At 73.9% G+C, this 25484-nt stretch carries 25 protein-coding genes and 1 tRNA gene; 10 read left to right on the top strand and 16 right to left on the bottom strand.

Annotated elements, in window-relative coordinates:
• Positions 1–340: hypothetical protein (locus EV374_RS32810; protein WP_165947941.1), on the top strand; the 340-nt coding region annotated here is incomplete at its 5' end.
• A 48-nt stretch (positions 341–388) separates the two neighbouring features.
• Here EV374_RS32810 and EV374_RS30215 read toward each other — a convergent pair.
• Positions 389–637, bottom strand: coding sequence for a GntR family transcriptional regulator (locus tag EV374_RS30215; protein ID WP_486486041.1), 249 nt, complete (start codon positions 635–637; stop codon positions 389–391).
• Between the two features lie 177 nt (positions 638–814).
• On the opposite strand from EV374_RS30215, the gene EV374_RS30210 reads away from it, so the two are divergent.
• Positions 815–1339, top strand: coding sequence for a hypothetical protein (locus tag EV374_RS30210; protein ID WP_132240554.1), 525 nt, complete (start codon positions 815–817; stop codon positions 1337–1339).
• A gap of 107 nt (positions 1340–1446) precedes the next feature.
• On the opposite strand, the gene EV374_RS30205 is transcribed toward EV374_RS30210, so the two are convergent.
• Positions 1447–1533, bottom strand: a tRNA-Ser gene (locus tag EV374_RS30205).
• A gap of 83 nt (positions 1534–1616) precedes the next feature.
• Between EV374_RS30205 and EV374_RS30200 the strand changes: the two genes are divergently transcribed.
• Positions 1617–2168, top strand: coding sequence for an AAA family ATPase (locus tag EV374_RS30200; RefSeq protein ID WP_132240553.1), 552 nt, complete (start codon positions 1617–1619; stop codon positions 2166–2168).
• A gap of 9 nt (positions 2169–2177) precedes the next feature.
• Complete coding sequence (locus EV374_RS30195) at positions 2178–3155, top strand: NAD(P)H-quinone oxidoreductase (RefSeq protein WP_132240552.1); 978 nt, start codon at positions 2178–2180, stop codon at positions 3153–3155.
• Positions 3156–3239: 84 nt separating this feature from the next.
• Here the strand turns inward: EV374_RS30195 and soxR are convergent, their stop codons facing one another.
• On the bottom strand, positions 3240–3704 hold the full coding sequence (soxR, locus tag EV374_RS30190) for a redox-sensitive transcriptional activator SoxR (RefSeq protein WP_132240551.1): 465 nt from the start codon (positions 3702–3704) through the stop codon (positions 3240–3242).
• A 46-nt stretch (positions 3705–3750) separates the two neighbouring features.
• On the opposite strand from soxR, the gene EV374_RS30185 reads away from it, so the two are divergent.
• Together EV374_RS30185 and EV374_RS30180 are read left to right on the top strand one after the other, a co-directional pair.
• Positions 3751–4518: a thiamine pyrophosphate-dependent enzyme gene (locus tag EV374_RS30185; RefSeq protein WP_132240550.1), complete on the top strand. Its 768-nt coding sequence runs from the start codon at positions 3751–3753 to the stop codon at positions 4516–4518.
• Between the two features lie 2 nt (positions 4519–4520).
• On the top strand, positions 4521–5423 hold the full coding sequence (locus tag EV374_RS30180) for a transketolase (RefSeq protein WP_132240549.1): 903 nt from the start codon (positions 4521–4523) through the stop codon (positions 5421–5423).
• Positions 5424–5524: 101 nt separating this feature from the next.
• On the opposite strand, the gene EV374_RS30175 is transcribed toward EV374_RS30180, so the two are convergent.
• A complete protein-coding gene (locus EV374_RS30175; RefSeq protein ID WP_132240567.1) occupies positions 5525–6232 on the bottom strand; it encodes a glycosyltransferase family 2 protein in 708 nt (235 codons plus the stop codon).
• A 120-nt stretch (positions 6233–6352) separates the two neighbouring features.
• On the opposite strand from EV374_RS30175, the gene EV374_RS30170 reads away from it, so the two are divergent.
• Together EV374_RS30170 and EV374_RS30165 are read left to right on the top strand one after the other, a co-directional pair.
• Complete coding sequence (locus EV374_RS30170; protein WP_165947940.1) at positions 6353–8515, top strand: hypothetical protein; 2163 nt, start codon at positions 6353–6355, stop codon at positions 8513–8515.
• A 156-nt stretch (positions 8516–8671) separates the two neighbouring features.
• Positions 8672–10270, top strand: coding sequence for a ricin-type beta-trefoil lectin domain protein (locus EV374_RS30165; protein WP_132240548.1), 1599 nt, complete (start codon positions 8672–8674; stop codon positions 10268–10270).
• A 101-nt stretch (positions 10271–10371) separates the two neighbouring features.
• Here EV374_RS30165 and EV374_RS30160 read toward each other — a convergent pair whose 3' ends face one another.
• The 8 genes from EV374_RS30160 to EV374_RS30125 form a co-directional block, all read right to left on the bottom strand.
• Positions 10372–10962, bottom strand: coding sequence for a hypothetical protein (locus EV374_RS30160; RefSeq protein ID WP_132240547.1), 591 nt, complete (start codon positions 10960–10962; stop codon positions 10372–10374).
• A 55-nt stretch (positions 10963–11017) separates the two neighbouring features.
• On the bottom strand, positions 11018–12433 hold the full coding sequence (locus EV374_RS30155; protein ID WP_132240546.1) for a sensor histidine kinase: 1416 nt from the start codon (positions 12431–12433) through the stop codon (positions 11018–11020).
• On the bottom strand, positions 12426–13118 hold the full coding sequence (locus tag EV374_RS30150) for a response regulator transcription factor (RefSeq protein WP_132240545.1): 693 nt from the start codon (positions 13116–13118) through the stop codon (positions 12426–12428). The genes EV374_RS30155 and EV374_RS30150 overlap by 8 nt, the downstream gene beginning before the upstream one ends.
• A gap of 68 nt (positions 13119–13186) precedes the next feature.
• Positions 13187–13699, bottom strand: a complete 513-nt coding sequence (locus EV374_RS30145) for a hypothetical protein (RefSeq protein WP_132240544.1) — start codon at positions 13697–13699, stop codon at positions 13187–13189.
• 129 nt (positions 13700–13828) lie between these two features.
• Positions 13829–15427, bottom strand: coding sequence for a glycoside hydrolase domain-containing protein (locus tag EV374_RS30140; protein WP_132240543.1), 1599 nt, complete (start codon positions 15425–15427; stop codon positions 13829–13831).
• A 165-nt stretch (positions 15428–15592) separates the two neighbouring features.
• Positions 15593–17188 carry a glycoside hydrolase domain-containing protein gene (locus EV374_RS30135; RefSeq protein WP_132240542.1) on the bottom strand — a complete coding sequence of 532 codons (1596 nt, stop codon included), beginning with the start codon at positions 17186–17188 and terminating at the stop codon, positions 15593–15595.
• Positions 17189–17374: 186 nt separating this feature from the next.
• A complete protein-coding gene (locus EV374_RS30130; protein WP_486486040.1) occupies positions 17375–18418 on the bottom strand; it encodes an aminoglycoside phosphotransferase family protein in 1044 nt (347 codons plus the stop codon).
• Positions 18419–18495: 77 nt separating this feature from the next.
• A complete protein-coding gene (locus tag EV374_RS30125; RefSeq protein WP_132240541.1) occupies positions 18496–19668 on the bottom strand; it encodes a thiolase family protein in 1173 nt (390 codons plus the stop codon).
• Between the two features lie 87 nt (positions 19669–19755).
• On the opposite strand from EV374_RS30125, the gene EV374_RS30120 reads away from it, so the two are divergent.
• Positions 19756–20184 (top strand): PH domain-containing protein, encoded by a 429-nt coding sequence (locus EV374_RS30120; RefSeq protein ID WP_132240540.1) that lies wholly within the window; start codon positions 19756–19758, stop codon positions 20182–20184.
• A gap of 27 nt (positions 20185–20211) precedes the next feature.
• Here the strand turns inward: EV374_RS30120 and EV374_RS30115 are convergent, their stop codons facing one another.
• Complete coding sequence (locus EV374_RS30115) at positions 20212–21126, bottom strand: rhomboid family intramembrane serine protease (protein ID WP_132240539.1); 915 nt, start codon at positions 21124–21126, stop codon at positions 20212–20214.
• A 94-nt stretch (positions 21127–21220) separates the two neighbouring features.
• Positions 21221–21751, bottom strand: a complete 531-nt coding sequence (locus EV374_RS30110; protein ID WP_132240538.1) for a peptidylprolyl isomerase — start codon at positions 21749–21751, stop codon at positions 21221–21223.
• Between the two features lie 84 nt (positions 21752–21835).
• Here EV374_RS30110 and EV374_RS30105 point away from each other — a divergent pair, with 84 nt between their 5' ends.
• Positions 21836–22666: a hypothetical protein gene (locus tag EV374_RS30105; RefSeq protein WP_132240537.1), complete on the top strand. Its 831-nt coding sequence runs from the start codon at positions 21836–21838 to the stop codon at positions 22664–22666.
• 164 nt (positions 22667–22830) lie between these two features.
• Here the strand turns inward: EV374_RS30105 and corA are convergent, their stop codons facing one another.
• Entirely contained in the window at positions 22831–23889 is a 1059-nt protein-coding gene (corA, locus tag EV374_RS30100) for a magnesium/cobalt transporter CorA (RefSeq protein ID WP_421458551.1), read from the bottom strand.
• Between the two features lie 437 nt (positions 23890–24326).
• Entirely contained in the window at positions 24327–25421 is a 1095-nt protein-coding gene (locus EV374_RS30095; protein ID WP_121397512.1) for an aminotransferase-like domain-containing protein, read from the bottom strand.
• Between the last annotated feature and the right edge of the window lie 63 nt (positions 25422–25484).

The following is a 25484-nucleotide window of genomic DNA, read 5'->3' as shown; positions in this document are numbered from 1 at the left end:
CTTCCAACCGGACGAGCACCCCGACATCAACCGGTGCCTGTGCGGCGACAACCGGGACGAGCTGTTCCGCCAGGCCCGCGACCTGCGCAAACAGGTCGAATCGCAGGTCACGTTCGGCGTACGGGTCGAGACGACCAACTGGCAGACCGACCCGGACGGCACGGTCTCGGCGATGGTGGACCTCCGGTTCACGGAGGTCGACTCCACGGGGAGCGTCACCTTCACCGGCGCCACCCACCGGTGGCGCTTCCAGACGGCGGAGGAGGGCGGTTTCGGCGGCGGCTGGAAGGTCTGCCGCGTCGACGCGCCGCCGCTGTGCGGCACCTACCTCCGCTGCTGACGACACCTCCGCAGGTACGGGGCGAGCCGAACGAGCAGGCTGGGACCTCTACTGCGAGTCGGTGTCAGGCCGCTCGGCCACGAACGTTCCTCGTGCATGCACGGTGACGACAAGACCCCGGTCGCGCAGTTCCCGCATGGCCATCCGCACGGTGCCCCGGGCTACGCCGTAGGTCTGCTGGAGGTGTAGTTCGCTCGGCAGCGGCTGACCAGGAGTTAGTTTGCCCTCTTCAATCTGGGCGGCGAGCAGGTCCGCCAACTGCCGATAGAGCGGCACATTGGACAGCGGGCTCGTCATGGGCGAGAGCGTAAGCACGCACATGATCTGTACGTCTGCGGGGATATTCAGTCTCTAGACGTCTAGCATCTAGACGTCTAGAGACTGTACGTTAAGTCACGGTCACCCAACAGAGCGGCCCTCGGCCAGCGACTGCACCGCCGACCGAGGGCCTTGATCGCCCCAGGGAGGCGACCCGTGAGCACCCTACCCACCCTGGCCGCCTGTCGAGAGCCTGCGACCGTCCGCATCGAGCTCTACACAGCCGACTCCCTCGACGCCTGCGCCTACACCTGCGCAGCACACGTCAGCAGCGCAACGACTGCGAGCGCGCGGGCGGGACTGAATGCCCACCCGGCCGGCGCGGCAGGTCTGGATCGGCACTGCGGCTACGTGCACGTGTACCAGACCGGCGCCCTTGCCGAGGTCAACCCGACCGCCTGCCCGCGCTGGTGCGACCGGGACGGCTGCCAGCGCCGAGGCCACCACCGTTCCCGAACCCGTCACCTGGACACCAACCGGCTGGAGGCGTTCATCGTCGACGTGGGCCTGGTGCAAGCACTGCACCCGGCCGCCGAGGCAATGGTGAGCCTGACAAGCGTCGAGGACAGCGCCGCCGCCAACCTCGTGCTGTCGATAAGGCAAGCCCGGGTGTTGCGGTACCGGCTGAGCCACCTACTGGACATAGCCACGGCAGTTCGCAACGGCGCGCGCTGGGCGTAGCCGCACTCCCCGTTCTGGCGGGCTTAGGCCCCCACCCGCCCCCCCACCAGCGCTCAGCCCCGGCCGAAAACCGGGGTTGAGCTGCGTCAGGACCGATCGTCAGGAAGCGGAGGGTGTGGGATTCGAACCCACGAAGACATCGCTGCCTTACCGGTTTTCAAGACCAGCGCCATCGGCCACTAGGCGAACCCTCCCGGGCCGCGCGCCCGAGGGTGCGCGACGTGCCTAGTCTGCCACGGACCCGCTGCGGGCGAGCGGGCACCGCACCCGCGCTGGCATGATCGACGGCGTGTGGGAGAACCCGTCGGTGGTGCTGATCAGCGGAATCATGGCCGCCGGAAAGTCCACTGTGGCCGAGGCGCTGGCCCGGCGGCTGCCCCGCGCGGTGCACCTGCGCGGCGACGTCTTCCGGCGGATGGTGGTCAGCGGCCGGGAGGAGATGACCGCCGAGCCGTCGCCGGAGGCGTGGCGGCAGCTGCGGTTGCGCTACGACCTCGCGGCGTCGGCGGCGGACCGGTACGCCGCCGCCGGCTTCACCGTGGTGCTCCAGGACGTGGTCCTCGGCGCGGAGCTGCCGGCGATGGTCGACCGGATCCGGCACCGGCCGTTGGCGGTGGTGGTGCTCGCGCCAAGCCCCGAGGCTGTCGCCGCCCGCGAGGAGGCGCGCGACAAGAAGGGGTACGGGGACTGGCCGGTCGCCGACCTGGACGCGGACTTCCGGGCGCAGACGCCCCGGATCGGGCTCTGGCTGGACACCTCGGCGCTGACCCCGGCGCGGACGGTGGACGAGATCCTGGCCCGGGCGTGGACCGACGGGCGGGTGGGGTAGACACGGAACATGCGCGCGATGACTGTCCCGGAGCCCGGCGGACCCGACGCACTGGTCTGGAGCGAGGTGCCCGATCCCGAGCCCGGCCCGGGCGAGGTGGTCGTCGACGTGCGGGCCAGCGCGGTCAACCGGGCCGACCTGCTGCAACGGCAGGGGCACTACCCGCCGCCGCCGGGCGCGCCCGCGTACCCCGGGCTGGAGTGCTCCGGGGTGATCAGCGCGATCGGTCCCGACGTGACCGGCTGGGAGGTGGGCCGGGAGGTCTGCGCGCTGCTGGCCGGCGGCGGCTACGCGGAGCGGGTCGCGGTGCCGGCCGGGCAGCTCCTGCCGGTGCCGGCCGGCGTCGACCTGGTCGACGCGGCGGCGCTGCCCGAGGTCGCCTGCACGGTCTGGTCGAACGTGGTGCAGGTGGCCCGGCTCGGCAGGGGCGAGACGCTGCTGCTGCACGGCGGCGGCAGCGGCATCGGCACCTTCGCGATCCAGCTCGGGGCCGCGCTCGGCGCCACCGTGGCGGTCACCGCCCGCGCCGCGAAGCACGAGCGGCTGCGTGAGCTGGGGGCGGCGCACACGATCGACTACCGGGAGCAGGACTTCGTCGAGGAGGTCCGGCGGGTCACCGGCGGCCGGGGCGCCGACGTCATCCTCGACATCATGGGCGCCGCCTACCTGCCCCGGAACGTGGCGGCGCTGGCCACGGGCGGCCGGCTGGTGGTGATCGGCATGCAGGGTGGCCGCAAGGGCGAGCTGGATCTCTCGGCGCTGCTGGCCAAGCGGGGCACGATCGCGGCCACCGCGCTGCGGTCCCGGCCGCTGGCGGAGAAGGCGGAGATCGTGCGCGGCGTCCGCGAGCAGGTGTGGCCGCTGGTCGAGTCGGGGGCGGTCCGGCCGGTCGTGGACCGGCGGGTGCCGATGACGGAGGCGGCGCGGGCGCACCGGCTGGTCGAGTCGAACGACCACGTCGGCAAGGTGCTGCTCACCACCGGCTGACGCGCGGCCCGCCCCGGCGGGGGACGGGCCTGGCCGGGCTGGCGACTGCCTGGCGCTGCGGCGATGGAGCGGGCCCGCCCGGGGTCAGGGCGTCGGCGTCGGATCCGCGGCCTCGCGGGGCAGCACCAGGCGGGCGCCGGGGCCCTCGCCGGCGAGCGAGTCGCCGGGGTTGTTGAGCGTGCAGCGTTGCAGGGACAGGCAGCCGCAGCCGATGCAGCCGTCGAGGTCGTCGCGGAGCTTCGTCATCAGCCGGATCTTCTCGTTGAGCCGCTCCCGCCAGGTCGCGGAGAGCCGCGCCCAGTCCTCCGCGCTCGGCGTACGGGACGCGGGCAGGGAGTCCAGCGCCTCCCGGATCTCCTCCAGCGAGATGCCGACCTGCTGGGAGATCCGGACGAAAGCGACCCGGCGCAGCTCGGTGCGGGCGTAGCGGCGCTGGTTGCCGCCCGTCCGCTCCGCCCGGATCAGCCCGAGCCGCTCGTAGTAGCGCAGCGCCGAGGGCGCGACGCCGCTGCGGACGGAGAGCTGGCCGATGGTCAGAGACTCGTGCATCACGTCGCCTTGAGTTGAAGTGGACTTCAACTTGCAGGCTAGCGGCATGACCACGACCACCGCCAGCGCGGATCCGGCCCCGACCGCCGCGCCACCCCGTGACCCCACCGCCGCGCCACCCCGCCACCCGGGCGCCCCGCCGCTGCCGGGACCCGTCGCGCCGCTGTACGAGCGGGTGCGCGCGGGCCGGGAGTTCGGCGCGAACGTCCGCTCCACCGTCGACGTGCTCTGGGTGCTCTACGACCGGATCCTCCGGGTCACCCCGGAGACCGTAGACGACCCCGGGCGGGACCGGTTCCTGCTCTCCAAGGGCCACGCCGTGGCCGGCTACTACGCCGTACTCGCCGCGAAGGGGTTCGTTCCCGCCGACTGGCTCGACGACCAGGGCGGGCCCGCCAGCCGGCTCGGCGACCACCCCGACCGGGTGCTGGTGCCCGGGGTGGAGATCGGCTCCGGCTCGCTGGGTCACGGGCTCGGGCTCGGCGTGGGCACCGCGCTCGGGCTGCGCGCCCAGGGCCTGCTGACGCCCCGGGTGCACGTGCTGCTCGGCGACGCGGAGCTGGACGAGGGCTCCAACCACGAGGCGATCGCGTACGCGGGGGCGACCGGGCTCGGCAGCCTGACCGCGATCGTGGTCGACAACGGCTCCGCCACGCACGGCTGGGCGGGCGGCGCCGCGGCCCGGTTCACCGTCAACGGCTGGACCGCCACCACCGTCGACGGGCACGACCACGACGCCCTGCACACCGCCCTGACCGGGCACGACAACCACCGGCCGCACGTCGTCGTCGCGGTCGTCGACCAGGGGGAGTGACCGTGCGGGACCGCTTCATCGAGACCACCACCGCGCTGCTGGCGGAGGATCCGCGTACGGCCCTGGTGCTGGCCGACATCTCCGCCGACGCGTTCGCCCCGGCCGCGTACCGGCACCCGGACCGGGTGCTGAACGTCGGCATCCGGGAACAACTGCTGGTGGGCGTGGCCGGCGGGCTCGCCCTGACCGGGCTCCGGCCGATCGCGCACAGCTACGCCCCGTTCCTCGTCGAGCGGGCGTACGAGCAGCTCAAGCTCGACCTGGACCACCAGGGCGTGGGCGCGGTGCTGGTCAGCATCGGCGCGTCGTACGACCGGGCGGCCGCCGGCCGGACCCACCTGTCGCCTGCCGACGTCTCGCTGATCGACACCCTGCACGGCTGGACCGTGCACGTTCCCGGTCACCCCGACGAGGTGCCGGCGCTGCTGCGGAACGCGGTGGCCGCCGACGGCTCGGCGTACCTGCGACTGTCGACGCTGCACAACGCCCGCCCGTACGGCGGCGACGGCGCGCTGCGGGTGATCCGGGACGCGGGGCCGGGCGCACCGCTGCTGGTCGCGGTGGGGCCGGTGCTGGACGCGGCGGTGGCGGCGGTGGCCGACCTGGGCGTGACGGTGGCCTACACGCACCGGCCGCGACCGTTCGACACGGCGGGCCTGCGGGCGCTGACCGGCGACGCGGTGATCCTGGTGGAGCCCTACCTGGCCGGTACGTCGGCCCGGGTGGTGTCGGCGGCCCTGGCCGACCGGCCGCACCGGCTGCTGGCGCTCGGCGTGGGACGGGAGGAGCTGCGCCGCTACGGCTCGGCCGACGACCACACCCGCTGGCACGGGCTGGACGCGACCGGGCTGCGCCGTTCGGTCGCCGGGTTCCTGGACGCGGCGCCGGTGCCGGCCGGCCGCTGAGGCACGCCGGCCGCTGAGTCACGCCGACCGCCGAGTCACGCCGACCGCGGCGGCGTGGAGGCCGGCGGTGGCGGGGGGGCGACGCGGGAGGGCAGGAGGGGTCAGCGGGTCGGGGCGCCGAGGCGGCGGCGGCGGGTGCGCTCGCGGCCCAGGATCCAGATCGCCTCGACGCCGTCCTTCCAGGTGATCTTCTTGCCCTCTTCGCGGCCCCGCGCCCGGTAGCTGATCGGGACCTCGTAGGGGCGGATACGCTGGCGCAGCAGCTTGCCGGTGACCTCGGCCTCCATGCCGAAGCCGCGCGAGCGGATGTCGAGCGAGCGGTAGAGCGCGACCGGCATCAGCTTGAAGCAGGTCTCCAGGTCGCCGATGTAGGAGTTGAACAGGACGTTCGCCGCCATCGTGACGCCCTTGTTGCCCATCACGTACCAGAAGCTGTAGGCGCTGTGGCTGCCGAAGGTGCGGTTGCCGTAGACCACCGTGGCCCGCCCGTCGAGCACCGGGTCGAGCAGCTTCGGGATGTCCAGCGGGTCGTACTCCAGGTCGGCGTCGAGAATGACCATGTAGTCGCCCTCGGCGTTGTCGACCGCCGTCTTGATGGCGGCGCCCTTGCCGGCGTTACGCTGGTGCGTGATGACCCGCAGGCGCGCGTCGTCGGCCCGACCGAGGATCTCCCCGGTGCCGTCCCGGCTGCCGTCGTCGACCACGACCAGCTCGATCTCACACGGGTAGTCGACCGCCAGTGCCTGCTTGAGGGCATCCGCGATGCGCTCTTCCTCGTTGTAGACCGGCATGAGGATCGAGAGCTTCACGGAAATCTCCACGGTGGCGACGATATGTCTGCCCTAGCCTAGCCTGGCGGCCGGCGACCGGCGCTCAGCACTGCGGGCATTGGGCGCGGCGGCCTCAGGTTCATGGTGTTTACTGCCGGCATGTCGGCAGTCGGCTACCTGCTCGCCCTGGCGCCGCTCGCCGCAATCGGGCTGCTCGCCGTCGCGCTCCGTCCGGTCGCGGCCGGGACCGTGGCGGGGCGGCGCCTCGCGCTGGTCCGGGCGGCTCTGGCGACCGGGGCGTTCGCGGTGCTCACGGTGGAACTACTGGGCGCGCTGCGGCTGCTCACCCTGCCGGCGTTCGCCGTGGCGTGGCTGACGTTGCTCGCGGGCGCGCTCGCCGCCGTCGGCTGGCGACGCCGCCGGGACGAAGCGCGCGGCACGGCCGTGGTCGCCGCCGCGCACCGCGCCGTCGAGGCCGTCGTCACGTCCGAGCCCGCGCTGGTCGGCGCGACGGCCGGCCCGGCCGTCGGCACCCCGCCCCCTCCTCCGCCGCCAGCCGCCGCACGTCCCGTCGCACCCCGCCACGCCGGGCGGTGGACCCGGCTGGCTGACGCCTGGCGTACGGCGGGCCGGGGTGAGCGGCTGCTCGCCGGCACGGTCGGCGGGCTGCTGCTGGTCGAGTTGCTGATCGCCCTGCTGGCCGAGCCGAACAACTTCGACTCGCAGACCTACCACCTGCCCAAGGTGGAGCACTGGGTCGCCCGGGGCGGCCTGGACTTCTGGCCCACCGCCATCCACCGGCAGGTCACCATCCCGCCCGGCGCCGAGTACCTGCTGCTGCACCTGCGCCTGTTCACCGGCGGGGACGCACTGCACCACCTGGTGCAGTGGGCGGCCGGCGTCGGCGTACTGCTGGCGGCCACCCGGATCACCGCGCAGCTCGGCGGGGGACGGCGGGCCCAACTGCTGACCGCGTTCGTGCTCGCCACCACCCCGATGGTGGCGCTCCAGGCGACCAGCACCCAGACGGACCTGGTCTGCGCCGCCTGGGTGGCCTGCGCGGCCACGCTCGCCCTGGACGGGCTGCGCCGGCGCGCCGGGGCCGGGGCGATGCTGGCGCTGGGGGCGGCCACCGGGCTGACCGCGCTGACGAAGACCAGCGGCCTGGTCGCGGTCGGGCCGCTGCTGCTGCTCTGGGGGCTGGCCCAGCTCCGGCTGGCCCGGACCGGTGGCGTCCGGTCGCGGCGGCAGGTGCGTCGGACGGTCGCCGGGTCGGCGCTGATCCTGCTGGTGGCGGTGGTGGTGGTCGGGCCGTTCCTGGCCCGGGTGACCGCCGAGTTCGGGCATCCGCTCGGGCCGCCCCGGCTGCGCGAGTCCATTCCGATGGAACGGCACGACCCGCCGTCGCTGCTGGTCAACGCGCTGCGGATCGCGCACACCGCGTTCGACACGCCGCTCGCGCCGCTGCGCCGGGCGGGTGCCGAGGCGATCGTCGGCGCTGCCGGGATCATCGGGGTGGACCCGCAGGACCGGGCCACCACCTTCGGGCGGGAACGGTTCCCGGTGCCGTCGTGGTATCCGGACGAGGACCGGGTGGCCTTCCCGCTGGCCGGGGCACTGGCGGTGATCGGCGCGGCGTACGCGCTGGCCCGGCCCGGTCGGGTCGCCCCGACGCAGGCGGGTCCGCTGCGCGCGTACGCGGTGGTCGTGGTGGCGGCCGTGCTGCTGCACACCGCCATGATCAAGTGGCAGCCGTGGGGCAACCGCCTGCTGCTCTACGCGCTGGCGCTGGCCGTACCGCTGGCGGGGCTCTGGCTGGACGCGCTGTTCCGGCGCCGGGCCGGCGGCGCGGGTGGACGGCGGCCGGTGGCGGCCGGGCTCGCGGTGACCGTGCTGGCCGGCTGCGCGCTGGCCGGGGTGCTGGCGGTGTCGTACGGCTTCCCGCGCCGGCTGGTCGGGGCGGGCTCGGTCTTCACCACCTCCGAATGGGACACCCGGTTCCTGCGGCGTCCCCAGTGGGCGGAGGAGTTCCGCTGGGCCGCCGGGGCGGTACGCGCGACGGACGCCCGCCGGATCGGCCTGGTGCAGCAGAACGACAACTGGGAGTACCCCTGGTGGCTGCTGCTGCGCGACGCGGACGGCCGCCCGCCGGAGCTGGTGGCGCTCCAGTCGGTGCTGCCCGGGCGCCCGCCGGCCGACCCGGCCTCGGTGGACGCCATCGTCTGCACGGGCAGCCGGCCGGCCTGCACGGCGCTGGTGCCGGCGGGCTGGCGCGTGCAGTTCCGGGGCTACGTGGGCTACGCCCTCCCGCCGGGGAGCTGACCGCCGGGAAGCCCGCCGTCGCGCGATTCGACCGGATCGCCCTGTTCTGCACTCTGCGCGCAACGATTACGAGACGCATTCACATACCTCGAAGCCGACGCTACCTTCTGGTAACTCGATCGACGTCCCGCGATCGAGCCCGAAAGGAGTGCGTCGATGCTTGGTTCCTCCGCCAGGCGCGAACGCGCGACCCGACGACGGGCCCTCACCGTCGTCGCCGCCGCCGCTCTCGTCCTGCCGATGCTCGCCGGAACGGCCTCCCCCGCCACCGCGGCCGACCGTCCGGCCGTCCAGCCGCTCCCCGCCAACCTGGAGACGATCCGTGCCGCCGAGGCCACCGCGCTCTACGGCACGCCCGCCGTCCGCCCCATCGAGCAGCGCCGCACCGCGCTGATCACCATGGGCGACAGCGAGATCTCGGGCGAGGGGGTGGGCAACTACGTGCCCGGCACCCACGAGCCCGGCAACTGGTGCGACCGCTCGTACGACCAGGCGGTGTTCCGCACCGGCCTCACCGCCGACGAGAAGTACAACATCGCCTGCTCCGGCGCGACCCCGTGGAACCTGATCCGGGGCGGGCCCACCCAGCACAACGAGCTGAACCAGGGCGACCACCTGGCCATCAAGGCACGCAACACGCACATCAAGCTGATCTGGGTGGTGGTCGGCGCCAACGGCGACGGCACGATCCAGTTCGGCCCGGTCGCCACCGACTGCGCCGTGCGCCGGGTCCTCCTCCAGGGCGCCTGCTATCCCACCTACACCGACCAGTGGACCGTCCGCACCGACGGCAGCCGCCGGGCCGTGCAGGACGCGCTCACCGACATCCGGCGGACCATGACCGGCGCCGGCTACCTCCAGTCCGACTACGAGCTGGTGCTCATGTCGTACCCGAGCCCGGGCAGCCCGGACGTGGAGGACAACCCGAACTTCCCCGGCTGGTACGCCGGCGGCTGCCTGCTCTACCTGGCCGACGCCGCGTTCGCGCGGAACAAGGCGGTGCCGCTGTTCGAGTCGGCGCTGCGGGCGGCGGCGGCCAACACGGGCACCCGCTACCTGGACGCCAGCCGGCTCTTCCACGGCCACGAGGTGTGCACCGACAGCACCTCCGTACGCGGCCTGTTCATCGAGCTCGGCGTCTGGGACGAAAACGCGGCCCGCCAGTCCTTCCACCCCAACAAGCGGGGGCACGGCATGTTCGCCCAGTGCGTCACCCAGTTCGTCAACTCCGGGCGGCAGCGGGCGACCTGCGTGGACCCGGCGAGCACCGGCAACGGCGTGCTCTACGACGGGCTCTTCGAGTTCAAGCAGCTGCGCAACGCCGCCACGGGCACCTGCGTCGACGGCAAGGGCTACGACTCGCGCAACGGCACCCCCCAGCAGTCGTACGGCTGTCACGGCGGACGCAACCAGGGCTTCTGGTACGACCCGACCCGCCAGTCGCTGCACTCGGAGCTCTCCCACGACCGCTGCCTGGACGTCTCGGGCGGATCGCTGAGCGCCGGCACGGCGGTGAACATCCACGACTGCCACGGCGGCGCCAACCAGAAGTTCGTGCTGGCCGGCAACCAGATCAAGGCGGCCGGCAACGCCAACCTCTGCCTGGCGTTCGACAACCCGCTGCTGGGCACCCCCCGGCTGCGGCTGGCCGCCTGCTCCACCAGCAGCCGCCAGCAGTGGTCCTTCGAGTCCCGCAACTTCGCCAACCCGGTCGGCTACGGGCACGACGACTTCATCGGCTCCCGCGTCTACTGAGTCCGACCCGCCCGCGTGAGCGGTGCCGCCCTCCCCGGGTGGCACCGCCCGCGCCGGCCGGCGTGGGGTGGCCCGCCGTCGCCGACGGGCCACACCCCCACCTACTTCTGCCGGGCCGGCACGACGACCAGGCGGGCGACCCCGCCGTCGCCCTCCTTGGCACCGGCCACACCGACCGTCGTGCCGACCTTCACGTCGGCGGAGCGGATCGTCGTGCGACGCTCCACGACACGCAGCTTGTCGCCGAAGGTCCAGGTCATGGTGAAGCCGTCGGCGGACTTCACGGTCATCGAGTCGCCGTCGACGGCGGTCACCTCGCCCCGCTGCACGACGACGGTCCGCGTACCGCCGTCCTTCGTCCGGACCACGGCCTCGCCGTGCAGGGCGTCCCGCCGCAGCAGCACCCGGGCCTGCCGGCGCTCGCGGCGCTCCTCGGCGCGTTCCCGCCGCTTCTCCCCGGCCGCGCCCGGCGACGCCTCCGGCGAGGCGGGTGCGGCCAGCGGCTCGACGTCCAGGTCGCCGGCGTCGAGGCCCAGCGCGGCCAGCGCCTGGCCCTCCGCGCCCAGCGCCGCAGCGACCTCGACGGCGGTCTCCCGGGCCGGCTGACCGGCCGGTCCGGCGGCACCGCATCCGCCGACGCCGAGCGCGACCGCCGCGAGCAGCGTGGTGGTGGCGATTCCCCAACGTGCCATGGGTCTCCCTCTCGTCCGTGGAACCCCAGCCTCCCGCCCACCGGCGAGCGGAGGGTCAGAGCGATGTTCGGATCCGGTAAGGATCCGGGGGCAGCCGGACGGTGAACGCGGCGCCGCCCTCCGGCGCGTGCCCGGCCGCGACGTCCCCGCCGAGCCGGCGGACCAGGCCGGCGGCGAGCGCCAGCCCCAACCCGCTGCCGACCTTGCGCACCCCCCGGTAACGCTGGTGCAGGGCGCCGCGCTCGAAGGCGACCGCCAGGTCGTCGTCGGTGAGGCCCGGTCCGCCGTCGCGGACCTCGACGACGCCGCCCGCCAGTGGGTCCGCGCCGGCCGCCCGGACCGCGAGCACGATCGGCGCCCCCGGCGGTACGACCCGCAGCGCGTTCTCCAGCAGCCCGTCCACCACCTGCCGGATCCGGCCCGGATCGGTGTGGACCGGCACCGGCGCGTCCGGGACCTCCGCACGGAACGGCACCCCCACCGCCGCACACCGGTCGGCCCAGGTCCGGCCCGCATCGGCGGCCAGCCGGGCGAGGTCCACCGGCACCGGTTCGAGCGGGAAGTCGGCGGCCTCCAGCCGGGCCAACGCCAGCAGGTCGCTGACCAGCCGGTCCAGGTGCCGCGCCTCCGCGAGCACGGTACGACCGGCGCCGGCCGCGTCCGCCGGCCCGATCACTCCGTCGGCCAGTGCCTCGGCGTAACCCCGGATCGCGGTCAACGGGGTGCGCAGCTCGTGCGAGACGGAGAGCAGGAACTCCCGTTGCCGGCCCTCGCTCGTGGCCAGCGCGGCGGCCAGCCCGTTCAGCGCGTACGCCAGGTCGGCCACCTCGTCGGGCGGCTCCACCGGCACGCGTACCGCCCGGTCCCCGGCGCGCAGCCGGGCGGCGGCGTCGGCGGCGCGCCGGATCGGTCGGGCCAGCCGGCGGGCGAGCAGCAGCCCGGCGGCCACCCCGGCGGCGAGCCCGGCCAGCAGCGGCAGCCAGAGGCTGGGCACCACCTGCCGCCACGGCGCGGCGGGCCGGGCCCGGGTCAGCACCACCCCGTTGCCGCCGGGCAGGGCGCGCCCCTCGATCAACGTGCGCCGCCCGTCGATCACGCGGCGGGTCGACACGTTGCGCCCGTCGGCGACGCGCCGCACCACCCGTGGCGGCAGGCCGGGGCGCTCGGCCACCCCGCCCCGGACGAGGTACGCGTCGACGCCCTGGGCGTTCAGCTGCCGGACGATGCGCTCCTCGTCGGCGGTCCGCCCGGTCTCCAGCCTGGGGCGCAGCACCTCGGCCGCGAGCCGGGCCTGGGCTGCCAACGCCTCCCGGTCGTGCCGTTCCACGCCGCGTACCGCCAGGGGCACCGCGACGATCGCGGTGACCAGCACCGAGACCAGGGCGACCGCGCAGGTGACCAGCACCGCGCGGGAGGTCAGCGTCCGGCCGGGACGGTGCCGTGGCGGCGGCGCGACGGTCGGCTCAGCCATCGGCGGAGTACCCGACGCCCCGGTGGGTGCGGATCACACCGGCCGCGCCCAGCTTCGCCCGGACCTGCGCGACGTGCACGTCGACCGTCCGGGTGCCGGCGTGCGCCGCGTACCCCCAGACCCCGGCGAGCAGTTCCTCCCTGGTGAAGACCCGACCCGGTCGGGCCATCAGGTGCGCCAGCAGGTCGAACTCGGTGGAGGTGAGCTGGACCGGGGTGCCCGCGACCGTCACCGTGCGGCGGGTCGGGTCGAGGGCCACCGCGCCGACGACCCGGGGCAGGCCCGTGCCCTCGGGCGTCCCGGCGGCGCGCCGCAGCACCGCCCGCACCCGGGCGACCAGTTCGCGGGGGCTGAACGGCTTGGTGACGTAGTCGTCCGCCCCCAGCTCCAGCCCGACGACGCGGTCCACCTCGTCGTCGCGGGCGGTGAGGAAGATGACCGGCGTCCAGTCGCCGGCCTCGCGCAGGCGGCGGCAGACCTCGGTGCCGGTCATGGCGGGCAGCGCGATGTCGAGGACGCAGGCCACCGGGCGCAGGCGACGGGCGGCGGCCAGCCCGGCCGCCCCGTCCCGTTCCAGGTGTACGCCGAAGCCGTCCCGGGTCAGGTAGAGCCGGACCAGGTCGGCGATGGCCGGCTCGTCCTCCACCACGAGGACGAGCCCGCGAGGCGCGGCGTCGACGGTCACCGGCCCATGATTGCCGACCCGGTGCCATCGCGCGGGTCAGCGGATGTTCGGGTTCGGTAAGAAGACGGTCAGCGCGCCACGGCGGGCCGGAAGGCGGCGGGCCGCGCGACCGGCGGCGCCTCGCCGATGGTGGCGACGAGCCGCTCCCGGGGCGTCCGCAGCCGGGTCCGGAAGGCGTGGTTGAGCAGCGCGTCGAGCTGCCACACCTGCTTCGGGTGGCGGGTGCGGATGAGGAACCGCTCGCGGATCCCGTCGATCGCGGTGGCGGCCAGCTCGACCGAGTGCAGGCGCGCGTCGGGGCTCCAGGTGACGTTGCTGAGCTCGCGCAGTTCCGTGTTGAGGTGCAGGCGCAGCCGGTGCAGCACGCGGGTCTGCTGGGTGACGACCAGCCGTCGATGGGTCAGCAGGAGCAGGTACTCGCCGGCCATCGGGCGGTCCGGCCGGGCGCACCGGGTGACGAGGATGGTGGCGTCGCCGGAGCCGACGCAGCGCCGGAAGACCGGCATGTGCCGGGTGACGGTCTGCACCGCCAGCCCGGCCTCGGCGGCGGCCGGGAGGAACGTTCGGGAGAAGACGTCCATGCCCTGCCCAACGACGGCGGCGCGGGGGTGACATGGGCCACGCGCAAATTGCAGAACTTCCACGGCGGGCCGTCGCACCGCCTGTCCGACTCCGGGCCCACCGCATCGGTGGACCCGGATCGGGCGACCTCAGAGCAGCGGCTGCATCGAACCGAAACCGCTGCCCAGCCGGGTCGGGCTGAGCCAACCGGCGCCGTTCCACCGGTACCGCAGCACGTAGCCGGTCGACTGCTGGACCGCGACCAGGTCCGGCAGGCCGTTCCGGTCGAAGTCGCCGAGCTGGACGAGATCGCGCATGCCGCCCCAGCCGGCGCCGGCGTCGAGCGGGCTGCCGAGGAGCCCGTCCGGGCCGCCCGGGTGGATGTGCAGGCGGCCCGTGCTCTTCTCCCGCGCGAGCAGGTCGAGGCGCCCGTCGCCGGTGAAGTCGGCCCCGCCGGTCAACTCGTCCCGCTCGGTCCAGCCCGCGTCGCCGAGGGCGACCCGGCTGCCGAACCCGGTGCCCGTGCCGGGATAGAGCCAGAGGACGCCGGTGGAGGTCTGCACCGCCGCGAGATCCTGGTAGCCGTCGCCGTTCCAGTCGCCGACCGGAGTGATCTCCCGCATGCTGTTCCAGCCGCTGCCGACCCGGACCCGGGTGGTCACACCCGCGCCGTTGCCGGGGTAGAACCAGAGGTAACCGGTCGCCTTCTCGCGGGCCAGCAGGTCCTCGCCGCCGGACCGGTCGAAGTTGCCGGCCCGGACGATCGCGTCCATGCCGTTCCAGCCCGCGCCGAGCGAAATCCGGCCGCTGAGCGTGGCGCCGTTGCCGCCGTAGACGTAGAGCTGACCGGTGGCCGGATCACGGTAGCCCAGGTCCGCCCAACCGTTGCCCGTGAAGTCGGCGAACCGGGTGGCCGGCAGCACGGCGAGGTCGAGGTGGTTGCTGTCGATGTTGATCGTCACCCCGCCCCACGTCTCGTGGTGGTCGCCCTGGTACTGCTTCATCCGCCGGTTCGGCAGCCAGTACGACTCCGGCAGCGCCTCGTCCGTCACCGTCTGCACGCCGTCCCAACGGGCAAAGTCCAGATAGTCGGGGCGGCCGTGGCCGGCGAGCTCGTACGCGGAGACCTGGTCCGCGAGCCCGCCGGAGGCCACGTCGGTGTAGAAACCGGAGAGGTAACCGTGGTCGTGCAGCCGGGTGGTCCAGGCGTGGGTGAAGGTCCGCACCGCCGCCGAGCAGGTCGCGTCACCGCTCGGGTACTTCTCCATGTTGTAGAAGACCGTGCTCTCCCGGGCCAGCCCCAGGTCGCGCGCCCGCGCCGCGGCGTCGTCGGCCGCCGACCGCCCCTGCGCCGCCGCCTGCGCCGGGTCGATACGCGGCTTGCTGGTGTTGCGGCAGGGCGCCTGCGGCCCGACGTAGAGCGGGAAGAACCGCCAGCCCGCTGCCGCCTGCGTCGTCACCCACTCCCGGGTCAGGTTCGGCTGGGCGCAGGCTCGGCCGTTCCCACCGATGTAGATGCCGACCGCCCGGTACGGCGAGGCCAACCACGCCTTCATCGCCGCGTTCGACGGCGCGGTGCAGGTGTCGAAGCCCAGACCGGTGAAGGTGCCCGGGTGCGGGCCGGCATAGCTGGCGGCCCGCACGGGACCGGCCGTGGCGGTCAGGGCGACACCGGCGGCGAGCACGGCGACCGCCGTCGCCGCGACGGCCCGCCAGCGACCGACGGGCAGAGTGGAATGAAGCGTCACGAGTCCCCGATCCTCGTTGTGGATGGCCGGCGGGCGGACGTCGACACGTCTCTCGCTCGACACCGGCGCGCCGATTCTGCCCCGGCCGGCCGTCCTTGTCGAGACCGGCGACCACGACGGCGCCACCGGCCGGGCCCGCCGCGTCGCCGGGCCCGGCGGCGGCACTCAGAGCAGCGGCGTCATCGGTCCGAAGCCGGTGCCGAGCCGGATCGGCGCCGCCAACCCGGTGCCGGTCCAGCGGTACCGGTAGACGTAGCCACTCGAAACCTGCACGGCGACCAGGTCCGGCCGGCCGTCCCGGTCGAAGTCACCGGGCTGCACCAGGTCGCGCATCGTGTCCCAGTCGGCGCCGATCTTCGTGCGGGTGTCGGGCGCGCCGGTACGACCCGGGTAGAGGTAGAGGTCGCCCGTGCTCTTCTCCCGGGCAACCACGTCCGGGTAGCCGTCGCCGTTGAAGTCGCCGCCGCCGTTCAGCTCGTCCACCGTGTTCCAGCCGGATCCGAGCAGCACCCGGGTGGTGAACGCGGTGCCCGTGCCCGGGTAGAGGTAGAGGGCGCCGGTGGAGGTCTGCACCGCCACCAGGTCCTGGAACCCGTCGCGGTTGTAGTCGCCGATGCCGGTGATCTCCCGGACGCTGTTCCACCCGGCGCCCAGCATGATCCGGCTGCCGACCCCGGAGCCGGTGCCCGGGTAGAGCCACAGGTAGCCGGTGGCCTTCTCGCGGGCGATGACGTCCTCGCCGCCGGTGCGGTCGAAGTCACCGGCCCGAACGAGCACGTCCATGCCGTTCCAGCCGGCGCCCAACGTCACCCGGCCGCTCAGGGTCGTGCCATTGCCGCCGTAGACGTGCAGCTGCCCGGTGGCCGGGTCCCGGTAGCCGACATCCGACCAGCCGTTTCCGGTGAAGTCGCCGAACCGGGTGGCCGGCAGCGGGGCGACGTCGAGGTAGTCGCCGTCGATGTTGATGGTGACCCCGCCCCAGGTCTCGTCGTGCGGGCCGACGTGCTGCTTGATCCGCCGCTTCGGCGCCCAGTAGTCGGCGGGGATGCCCGGGTCGGAGACCGTCGCCACGTCGTCCCAGCGGGCGAAGTCGAGGTAGTCCGGCCGCACGTAGCCCGGGGTGTTGTACGCGGCGACCTGGTCGGCAACCCCGCGGGCCATGCTGCTGTAGAAGCCGGAGAGGTAGCCGTGGTCGTGCAGCCGGACGGTCCACGCGCTCATGAACGTGGTGACCGCCGTGGTGCAGGCCGCGTCGCCGCCGTCGTAGTCCTCCATGTCGTAGAAGAGGACGCTCTCCCGCGGCAGGCCGAGGGCCACCGCCTGTGCCATGGCGTCGTCGGCCTCGGTGCGGCCCTGCGCCGCCGCCTGGGCCGGGTCGATGCGCGGGCGGCCGGTGGCCAGGCACGGGGCCTGGAGGCCGACCCACATCGGCACGAGGTGCCAGCCCGCCGCCGTCTGGGTGGCGACCCACTCGGCCGTCAGTGCGGGCTGGGCGCAGCCCCGGCTGGACCCGCCGAAGTAGATGACGATCGCACGGTACGGCGAGTGCTCGCGCCAGGCCTCCATCTGGGCGCTGGTCGGCGCGGTGCAGGCGTCGAAGCCGAGGCCCGTGTAGGTGCCGGGCTGCGGCCCGACGGCGGCGTGGGCCGGGCCGGTGGTGACCGCCAGGGCGAGGGCGGCGCCGAGGATGCCGGTGGTGGCGACGGCCACGGTCCGGCGGGTGGCACGGCGCAGCCCGCCGAGCGAGAGGGTGGACTTCACGTTCTCCCCGTTCTGTCCTGTCAGTCGGACGGGCCGGCAGGGTGGACGCTCCGCGTCCCGTACGCCGCGCCGGCCCGCTGATTCTGACCACAGTCGACGGTCTGTGTCGAGGCCGCTACCGTGTTCGACGTCGGGCCGCCGACCGGAGCGACGATCCTTCCCGGCCGGGCGTGCCCGGCACCGCGCTCAGACCGGATCGGGCTCGAACAGCTCCTGCAACCAGCCGGGCACCGCGGACGCGTACTCCGCCCGGGCCGGATCGGGGGTCTGGAGGGCCCGACGCCAGGAGAGCGCGCGGCTCACCCGGGTGACGCGGACGGCCAGCCGGGCCGCCTCGCGGAGCGTCCCCGGGTCGTGCCGGTCGGACCACGGCTCCAGGTAGGCGTCGCGCAGCCGCGCCAGCGCCGGGTCGCCCTCGGGCAGCCCGAACGCGTCCGCGACCGAGTTGAGCGTCACCAGCAGGGTGCCGAACGGGTGGGCCACCGAGGCGTCGCCCCAGTCGAAGAAGCGGTGCCCGTCGTCGGCGACGAAGACGTTGCCGTCGTGCAGGTCGTCGTGCTGGACGGTCGGCGTGAGGCCCGACGCGGCCAGCCGCCGGCAGTCCCCGGCGAAGGCGGGCAGGTGGGCGCGCAGCCGCCCGTACGCCTCGGCGGTGAGCCCGTCCGCCGCCCCGAGCAGCAGCGCCTCCTCGTCGTCCAGCAACGCCTCGAACAGCTCCGGCAGCACCTCCGGCCGGTGGTCGGGCACCCCGAGCGCGAGCAGTTCGCCGGCCCGGGGCGCGACCGCGCGCTGAAGGTCGGCGTACTCGGGCAGGACCCGTTCCCAGCGGCTCAGCTGGCTCCGGTCGCCACCCAGCGCGTCGCGCAACGTCCGGCCGCCGTCGGGGAGCAGGGACCAGCCGCGCTCGGCGTCCACGGCGACCGGGTCGAGCACCCGGCCGGGGGCGAGTCGGGCCAGGGCGGCCAGCAGCGCCGCCTCGTGCCGGGTGCCGGGGTTGTTCGCCTTGAACCAGACGTCGCCGGCGTCGGTCGGCACCCGCCAGACCAGCGACCAGGGCCGGACCCGGGGCTCGACCGGCCCGACGATCCGCCGCCCGAGCCGACCGAGCTGGTCGCCGACCCAGCCGAGCGCGGCATCCCGCCAGTGCGGGTCCGTCCAGTCGACAGGTGGTGTGGTCGCCCGGTGGGCGGGCGGCGTGGCGGCGTCAGTCACGCCGGGCAACTCAGTCACGCCGGGCAACCTAGCCGCCGCCCGTGCCGCGGGACCACGGGTTTTCCCGTCGCCCCACGGCAGCTCGGCGGTGCGCCCTACAGCAGCTCGACGATTGTCGCGTTGGCCATGCCGCCGCCCTCGCACATCGTCTGGAGGCCGTAGCGGATGTCGTTGTCCCGCATGTGGGCGAGCATGGTGGTCATGATCCGGGCGCCGGATCCGCCGAGCGGATGGCCGAGGGCGATCGCGCCGCCGCGCGGGTTGAGCCGCTCCGGGTCCGCCTCGGTCTCCGCCAGCCAGGCCAGCGGCACCGGCGCGAACGCCTCGTTCACCTCGTACACCCCGATCTCCTCGATGCCCAGCCCAGCACGGCGCAGCGCCTTCGCGGTGGCCGGGATGGGCGCGGTGAGCATGGTGACGGGGTCGTCGGCGGCGACGACGGCGGTGTGCACGCGGGCCAGCGGGCGCAGGCCGTGCCGGCTGGCCCACTCACTCGTGGTGACGGCGAGCGCCGCCGCGCCGTCGGAGATCTGCGACGCGGAGCCGGCGGTGACGACGCCGTCGGGGCGGAACGGGGTGGCCAGCTCGCCGAGCTTCTCCAGCGAGGTGTCCCGCCGGATGCCCTCGTCGGCGGCGAACTTGCCGCCGTCGGCCAGGGCGACCGGGGCGATCTCGGCGTCGAAGGCGCCGGCGTCCTGCGCGGCGGCGGCCTTCTCGTGGCTGGCGAGGGCGAACTCGTCGAGCTGCGCGCGGGAGAAGCGCCAGCGCTCGGCGATCAGCTCCGCCCCGACGCCCTGGTTGAACGGCAGCGGCGCGTCGTCGGCGAAGCCCTCGACGCCGCGGTAGCGGTCGCGCAGCTGGTCGCTGAACGGCGACCCGCCGGCCACGCTGGAGCCCATCGCGACCCGGGTCATCGACTCGACGCCACCGGCGACGACCAGGTCGGCCTGGCCGGAGAGGACGGTGGCGGCGGCGAAGTGCAGGGCCTGCTGGCTGGAGCCGCACTGCCGGTCGAGCGTGGTGCCGGGCACCGACTCGGGCCAGCCGGCGGCGAGCACGCCGTTGCGGGCGACGTTCCACGACTGGTCGCCGACCTGGGAGACACAGCCCCAGATCACGTCGTCGACCTGCGCCGGGTCGATGCCGGTGCGCTCGGCGAGGGCACGCAGCACGTGCGCCGAGAGGTCGACCGGGTGCACGGCGGCCAGACTGCCCTTGCGCCGCCCCACCGGGGTGCGTACCGCGCCGACGATGACTGCGTCACTCATGACTACTCCCCGGTAACTTGGCCGGCCCCGATCCTACGTCGTCGGCGGGCCGGGCGTCCTCCCCCGGTGCCCTGGCATGCTGAACGGATGGCTGCACACCCGGCCCCGACCCGGCAGTGGCGGGTGCCGCCCACCCTGCCGGCGCTCAAGCTGACCGGCGCGGTCGCGCTGCTCGCGCTGGCCCTGCTCCTCGACGGGAGCGACCCGATCCGGCTGGCGCTGGCCGTGCTCACGGCCGCCGCGCTCGCCGGCTGGGCCGCGCGCGACCTGGTCGCGCCCGTCCGGCTCGCGGTCGACCCGGACGGGATCACGGTCGTCCAGGGCTTCGCGGGACACCGGCGGCTGCCCTGGTCGGCCGTCGAGAAGGTGACCGTGGACCGCCGCGCGCGGCGGGGCCTGACCAGCGAACTGCTGGAGATCGACGCGGGGGAGTCGCTGCACCTGTTCGGCCGCCACGACCTCGGCGCGGATCCCGCCGAGGTGGCCGAGGCCCTGCGCGAGGCCCGCCCGCACTGAGCGGGCCCGCGCATCCGGGCGCAGGGGTCAGCCGCCGACGATGGCCGCCGTACGGACCATGGCCAGCCCGATCAACGCCACCACGATCAACGCGCCGCCCGCGAACTGCACCAGCGTCCGACGCGACCGTGGGGCGTACGCGAACACGAGCGCCAGCAGCGCGCCGATCACCAGGCCGCCCAGGTGCCCGGGGATCGAGATGCCCGGCACGGTGAACGTGAAGACCAGGTTGATCACCAGGACGGGGAGCACCTGGGAGATGTCCCGCCCCATCTTCCGTTCGATGACCACCAGCGCGGCGAACAGGCCGAAGATCGACGTGGAGGCGCCGGCGGTGAGCTGGTTCTCGGCGCTGAACAGGTAGGCGGCGACGTTCCCGCCCAGCCCGGCGACCAGGTAGAGCATCAGGAACCGCAGCGGCCCGAGGCTGGCCTCCAGCGACCGGCCGAGCACCCACAGCGCCCACATGTTCAGCAGCAGGTGGACCACGCCGTAGTGCAGGAACATCGCGGTGACCAGGCGGTACCACTCGCCCTCGGCGATGCCGCCGACCGTGCCGTCCGGGAAGAGCGCGCCGCCGAGCACCGAGCCCCAGTCGGTCAGCGGCGTACTGCCGCCCATCAGACCGCCGAAGCCGGAGCCGCCGACCAGCGCGTCCCCGCCCCGGTCGGAGGCGATGGAGAGCAGCATCATCAGCACGTTGAGCGCGATCAGCGCCTTGGTGACGTAGCCGTGGCGGCCGGCGGCACCGCCACCGAAGGCGGTACGCGCCGGCCGCACGCTACGACGTCCCTCCGCCACGCACTCCGGGCACTGGAACCCGACCGACGCCTCCCGCATGCAGTCCGGGCAGATCGGCCGGTCGCAGCGGGTGCACCGGACGTAGGTCTCCCGGTCGGGGTGCCGGTAGCAGACCGGGGTGGTGGGTGGTGACTCGCTCACCACGCCGGCCCGCCGTCGCGGATCGCGCGGACCACCAACCGGTTCCGGCCCTCGGAGCGCTCAGTCATGTCGGCAAAGGTACCTCGCGGACCGCTCAGGCAGCGGTCCGCTCGATCTCGACCCGCTCGATGACGACGTCCTGGAGCGGCCGGTCGTTCGGGCCGGTCGGGGTGTTGGCGATCGCGTCGACGACCTTCACGGACTGCTCGTCGGCCACCTTCCCGAAGATGGTGTGCCGGTTGTTCAGGTGCGGCGTCGGCGACACGGTGATGAAGAACTGCGAGCCGTTGGTGCCCGGCCCGGCGTTCGCCATCGCCAGCAGGTACGGCTGGTCGAAGCGCAGCTCCGGGTGAAACTCGTCACCGAACTTGTAGCCCGGGCCACCCCGCCCGGTGCCGGTCGGGTCGCCCATCTGGATCATGAAGCCGCTGATCACCCGGTGCGAGATCGTGCCGTCGTAGTACGGCCCGCTGCCCGGCTGACCCGTACGCGGGTCGATGTATTCGCGGTTGCCCTCCGCCAGCTCGACGAAGTTCTTCACGGTCTTCGGGGCGTGGTTCTGGAAGAGCTCCAGCCGGATCGGGCCAGCGTTGGTGTGCAAGGTGGCGTAGACAGCCTCGGCCACGGGTACTCCTCACTCGTTGGTCAGTTCCATGCGGATCCTCCCATGTGCCCGATCTGGCAGTGCGGAGGCATCCGAAGGTGGAGGATGACGAAGGAACAACTCCCAGGAGGTGGGACCGTGTTTGGAATCGGGCGGCGTAAGACCCAGGGGCAGCTGGCCAAGGTGGAGCTGAACCAGGGCCTCGGTCACCTGAGGCAGGCCGCGACGTACGCCGCGAGGGGTGCCGGCGCCACCGTCGCCCCGCGGGTCCAGGCGGCCCGGGGCGCCGTCGCGCCGACGGCCGTCATCGTGCGCGACCGCGCGTCGAGCGGCCTCGCGTCCACGGTCGCCGCGCTCGCGCCGCTGGCCCTGGCCGTCCGCAAGGCGCAGGCCGAGGCGGCGGGCAAGGCGGTCACCGGCAGGAAGGCCCTGGCAGCCAAGCAGGTCGCTGCCGGCAGAAAGGTCAAGGCGAAGAACATGAAGGCTTCCCGGAAGAAGAACTCCCGGCGGGGCGGGTCCATGATGACCGGTCTGCTCGCGGCCGGCGCGGTGGCCGGGGTCGCCGCGGTGGCGATGCGGCGGCGCCGGGAGCAGCAGGAGTGGGCCGAGTACGACCCGACCCGCACCCTGGAGCCGATGCGCGACGAGGTGGAGACCATGGAGATCCGGACCCCGGTGACCGACGCCTCGACGGTGTCGAGCGGTTCGGGCGTGGCCGGCGGCCCGACCGGCGCCGGCAGCTCGGCGGTGGCCGGCAGCTCGGCGGTGGCCGGCAGCGACAGCGCCTCCACCACCACCCCCGGCAAGCAGCCGACGGTCCACGCGACGGACAAGGTCCCGTCGGTGGCCGAGGGCGCCAAGGACACCTCGGGCCGTCCGGCGGACGACCTGACCGAGGCGCTCGGCAAGGGCGGCGCCAAGAACGGCCGCCGCTGACCCCCTGTCGGTCCCGGAAAGCGCCGGCGAAGCGGCTCCCCGCCGCACCGCCGGCGCTTCCGCGCCCGACGGAGGCCACGGCACCGGGTCCGCGCCGGGTCCGCGCCCGGCGGCTGCCCGTCAGGCCGCGGGCCGTCAGGGGGCTGCGCGTCAGGACCGGGCCGTCAGAGCCAGCCGTTGCGGCGGAACCAGCGGTAGAGGGCCAGCGAGATCGCGAGCATCAGGGCGAGCACGACCGGATAGCCGTACGTCATCCGCAGCTCCGGCATGACCTCGAAGTTCATCCCGTAGATGCCGGCGATGGCGGTCCACACCGCGGCGATGGCGGCCCACGCCGCGATCTTGCGCATGTCGTTGTTCTGGTCGACCGTGACCTGGGCCAGCCGCGCCTGGAGGATCGAGTTGAGCAGGTCGTCGTAGGAGTTGACCTGCTCGACGGTGCGGCTCAGGTGGTCCTGCACGTCGCGGAAGTAGCGGCGGATCTCCTTCGGCACGTCGCGGTTCATCTGCGCGGTGAGGGTCAGCAGCGGGCGCTGCAACGGCATCACCGCGCGCTTGAACTCCACCAGTTCCCGCTTCATCTGGTAGATCCGCTGGATCCGGCCGGTGGACTGGCGGTCGAACACGTCGGCCTCCAGCGTGTCGAGGTCGTCCTCCAGCCGGTCGGCGACCTCCAGGTAGATGTCCACCACCCGGTCGGTGACCGCGTACGCCACCGCCCAGGGCCCCTGGAGCAGCAGGTCCTGCTTCGTCTCCAGGTCGGCGCGGACGGGGGCCAGCCGGCAGGCGTCCCCGTGCCGCACGCTGATCAGGAAGTTCGGGCCGATGAAGAGCATCACCTGGCCGGTCTCGACGACCTCGGAGTGCTCGGTCAGCTCGGCGTGCTCGCAGTACCGGGCGGTCCGCAGCACCAGGAAGCTGACCTCGCCGAACTGCTCCAGCTTGGGGCGCTGCTGCGCCTTCACCGCGTCCTCGACGGCCAGTTCGTGCAGCCCGTACGTGGCGGCGATGGCGGTCATCTCGGCCAACTCCGGCTCGTGCAGGCCGAGCCAGACGAAGCCGTGCTCCTCGCGGCGGGCCGCGGCGAGCGCCTCGGCGTACCGCCAGTCGCCGGGCTGCCGGCGGCCGTCGACGTAGAGGGCGCAGTCGACCACCGCGCTGCGCTGCGGGCCGGTCGGCGGGGACGCCTGCTGGGGGGTGTCGGAGTTGAGCCGGCGGGTCATCGCCCGCACCGGCGCCACCCAGTCCCGGGGCCTGAGCACCCGTCCGCCGTTCGACGCGGTCGTCCGTTCCCGGTCCGTCATCACGCCCCCTCCCCACGCGCTGCCGCCGGTGAACAGTACGCCGCCGTCGATGATCACCGCCGGTGACGATCGGCGGGAGGGTGGCGCCGGGTGGGCCGGGTCGCTTCAGGGGGGTGAGGGGACGACACGGCCCACCCGGCGCCCTTTGGGGGCGGGGGTTGTGCTGGTCGCGCCGCCCCACGTGCCGCCGGCCGGGCCGGCCCGGTCCCGTCGCCGGGCGCGGCGGGGGCCGGCACCGGGCGGTGAGTTCCGCTACACGTGGTGAGTGACGCTCGCAGCATTGTGGGCCGTCGGCCGCCCCGGCGGGAGACCCGGGGCGGCCACGATCGTCCAACTGTCAGAAATCTGACAGAAATTCAGCTCCGTACGGCCGCCATGGCCTCCGCCAGGCGCCGCACGCCCTCGTCGATGCGGTCGGCGGTCACCGCCGAGTACGCCAGCCGCAGGGCGTGCCGCCCGCCGTCGACGACGAAGTCGCTGCCCTTGACCACGGCGACCCCGCGCTCGGCGGCGGCCGGGGCGAGCCGGTCGACCTCCACGTCCTCGGGCAGCTCGACCCAGAGGAAGTAGCCGCCGTCCGGCTCCACGAACCGGGCCTCCGGGATGTGCCGGCGCAGGGACTCGGCCAGCACCCGGGCCCGCTCGCCGAGCGCGGCGCGCACGGTCTCGATGGAGCGCTCGATGTCGCCGGAGACGCAGAACTGGTGCACGATCGCCTCGGAGACCATGCCCGGCGAGATGTAGAGGCTGGTCGCCTTCTTCGCGATGTCGCCGATCAGGTCCGCCGGACCCACCAGGTAGCCGACCCGTACGCCCGGGCAGACCGTCTTGGTGAAGCTGGAGGCGTGCACGACCACGTTGCGGGTGTCCAGCGAGAGCATCGACGGCAGCGCCTCGCCCCGGAACCGGATGTCGGCGTACGGGTCGTCCTCGAAGATCGTGAACTCGTACTCGGCGGCGAGGTCGAGCAGCTCCCGGCGCTTCTCCAGGCTCAGCGTCACGCCGGCCGGGTTCTGGTAGTTCGGGATGACGTGCGCCAGCCGGGGCCGCACCCCGGACTCCAGCAGCTTGCGCAGTTCGGCGGTGTCGAGCCCGTCCGGCTGGATGGAGACGCCGTGCAGCTCGCTGCCCATCCGCTGGAGGTTGAGCAGCGTCCGGTCGTACGTCGGACGCTCCACCACCACCGCGTCACCGGGGCGGACCAGGTGGTCGAAGAGGAACGCGTCCGCCTGCAACGACCCGTTGGTGATCAACACCTGGTCGGCGGAGACCCCGTGCTTCTCGGCGATCCACTTCCGCAGCGGGAGGTAGCCGACGGAGGTGCCGTAGGCGGTCACCCCGGCGGGGTCGGCGTCGAACGCGCGGACGGCGGCGGCCTTGAGCCCCTCGACATCGACGATGTCCAGGGAGGGAGCGCCACGGGCGAAGGAGATCAGCTGCTCGGCGGTCATGGCTGTTCAGCGTACGGAAGGCGACGGGGTGCGTGCGGAAGGCACGGCGATGTCCGCATCCTG

This window comes from Micromonospora sp. CNZ303 (assembly GCF_004345505.1).
Note: the sequence above shows the minus strand (reverse complement) of the source record. Positions and strands in the feature narration are given on the sequence as shown.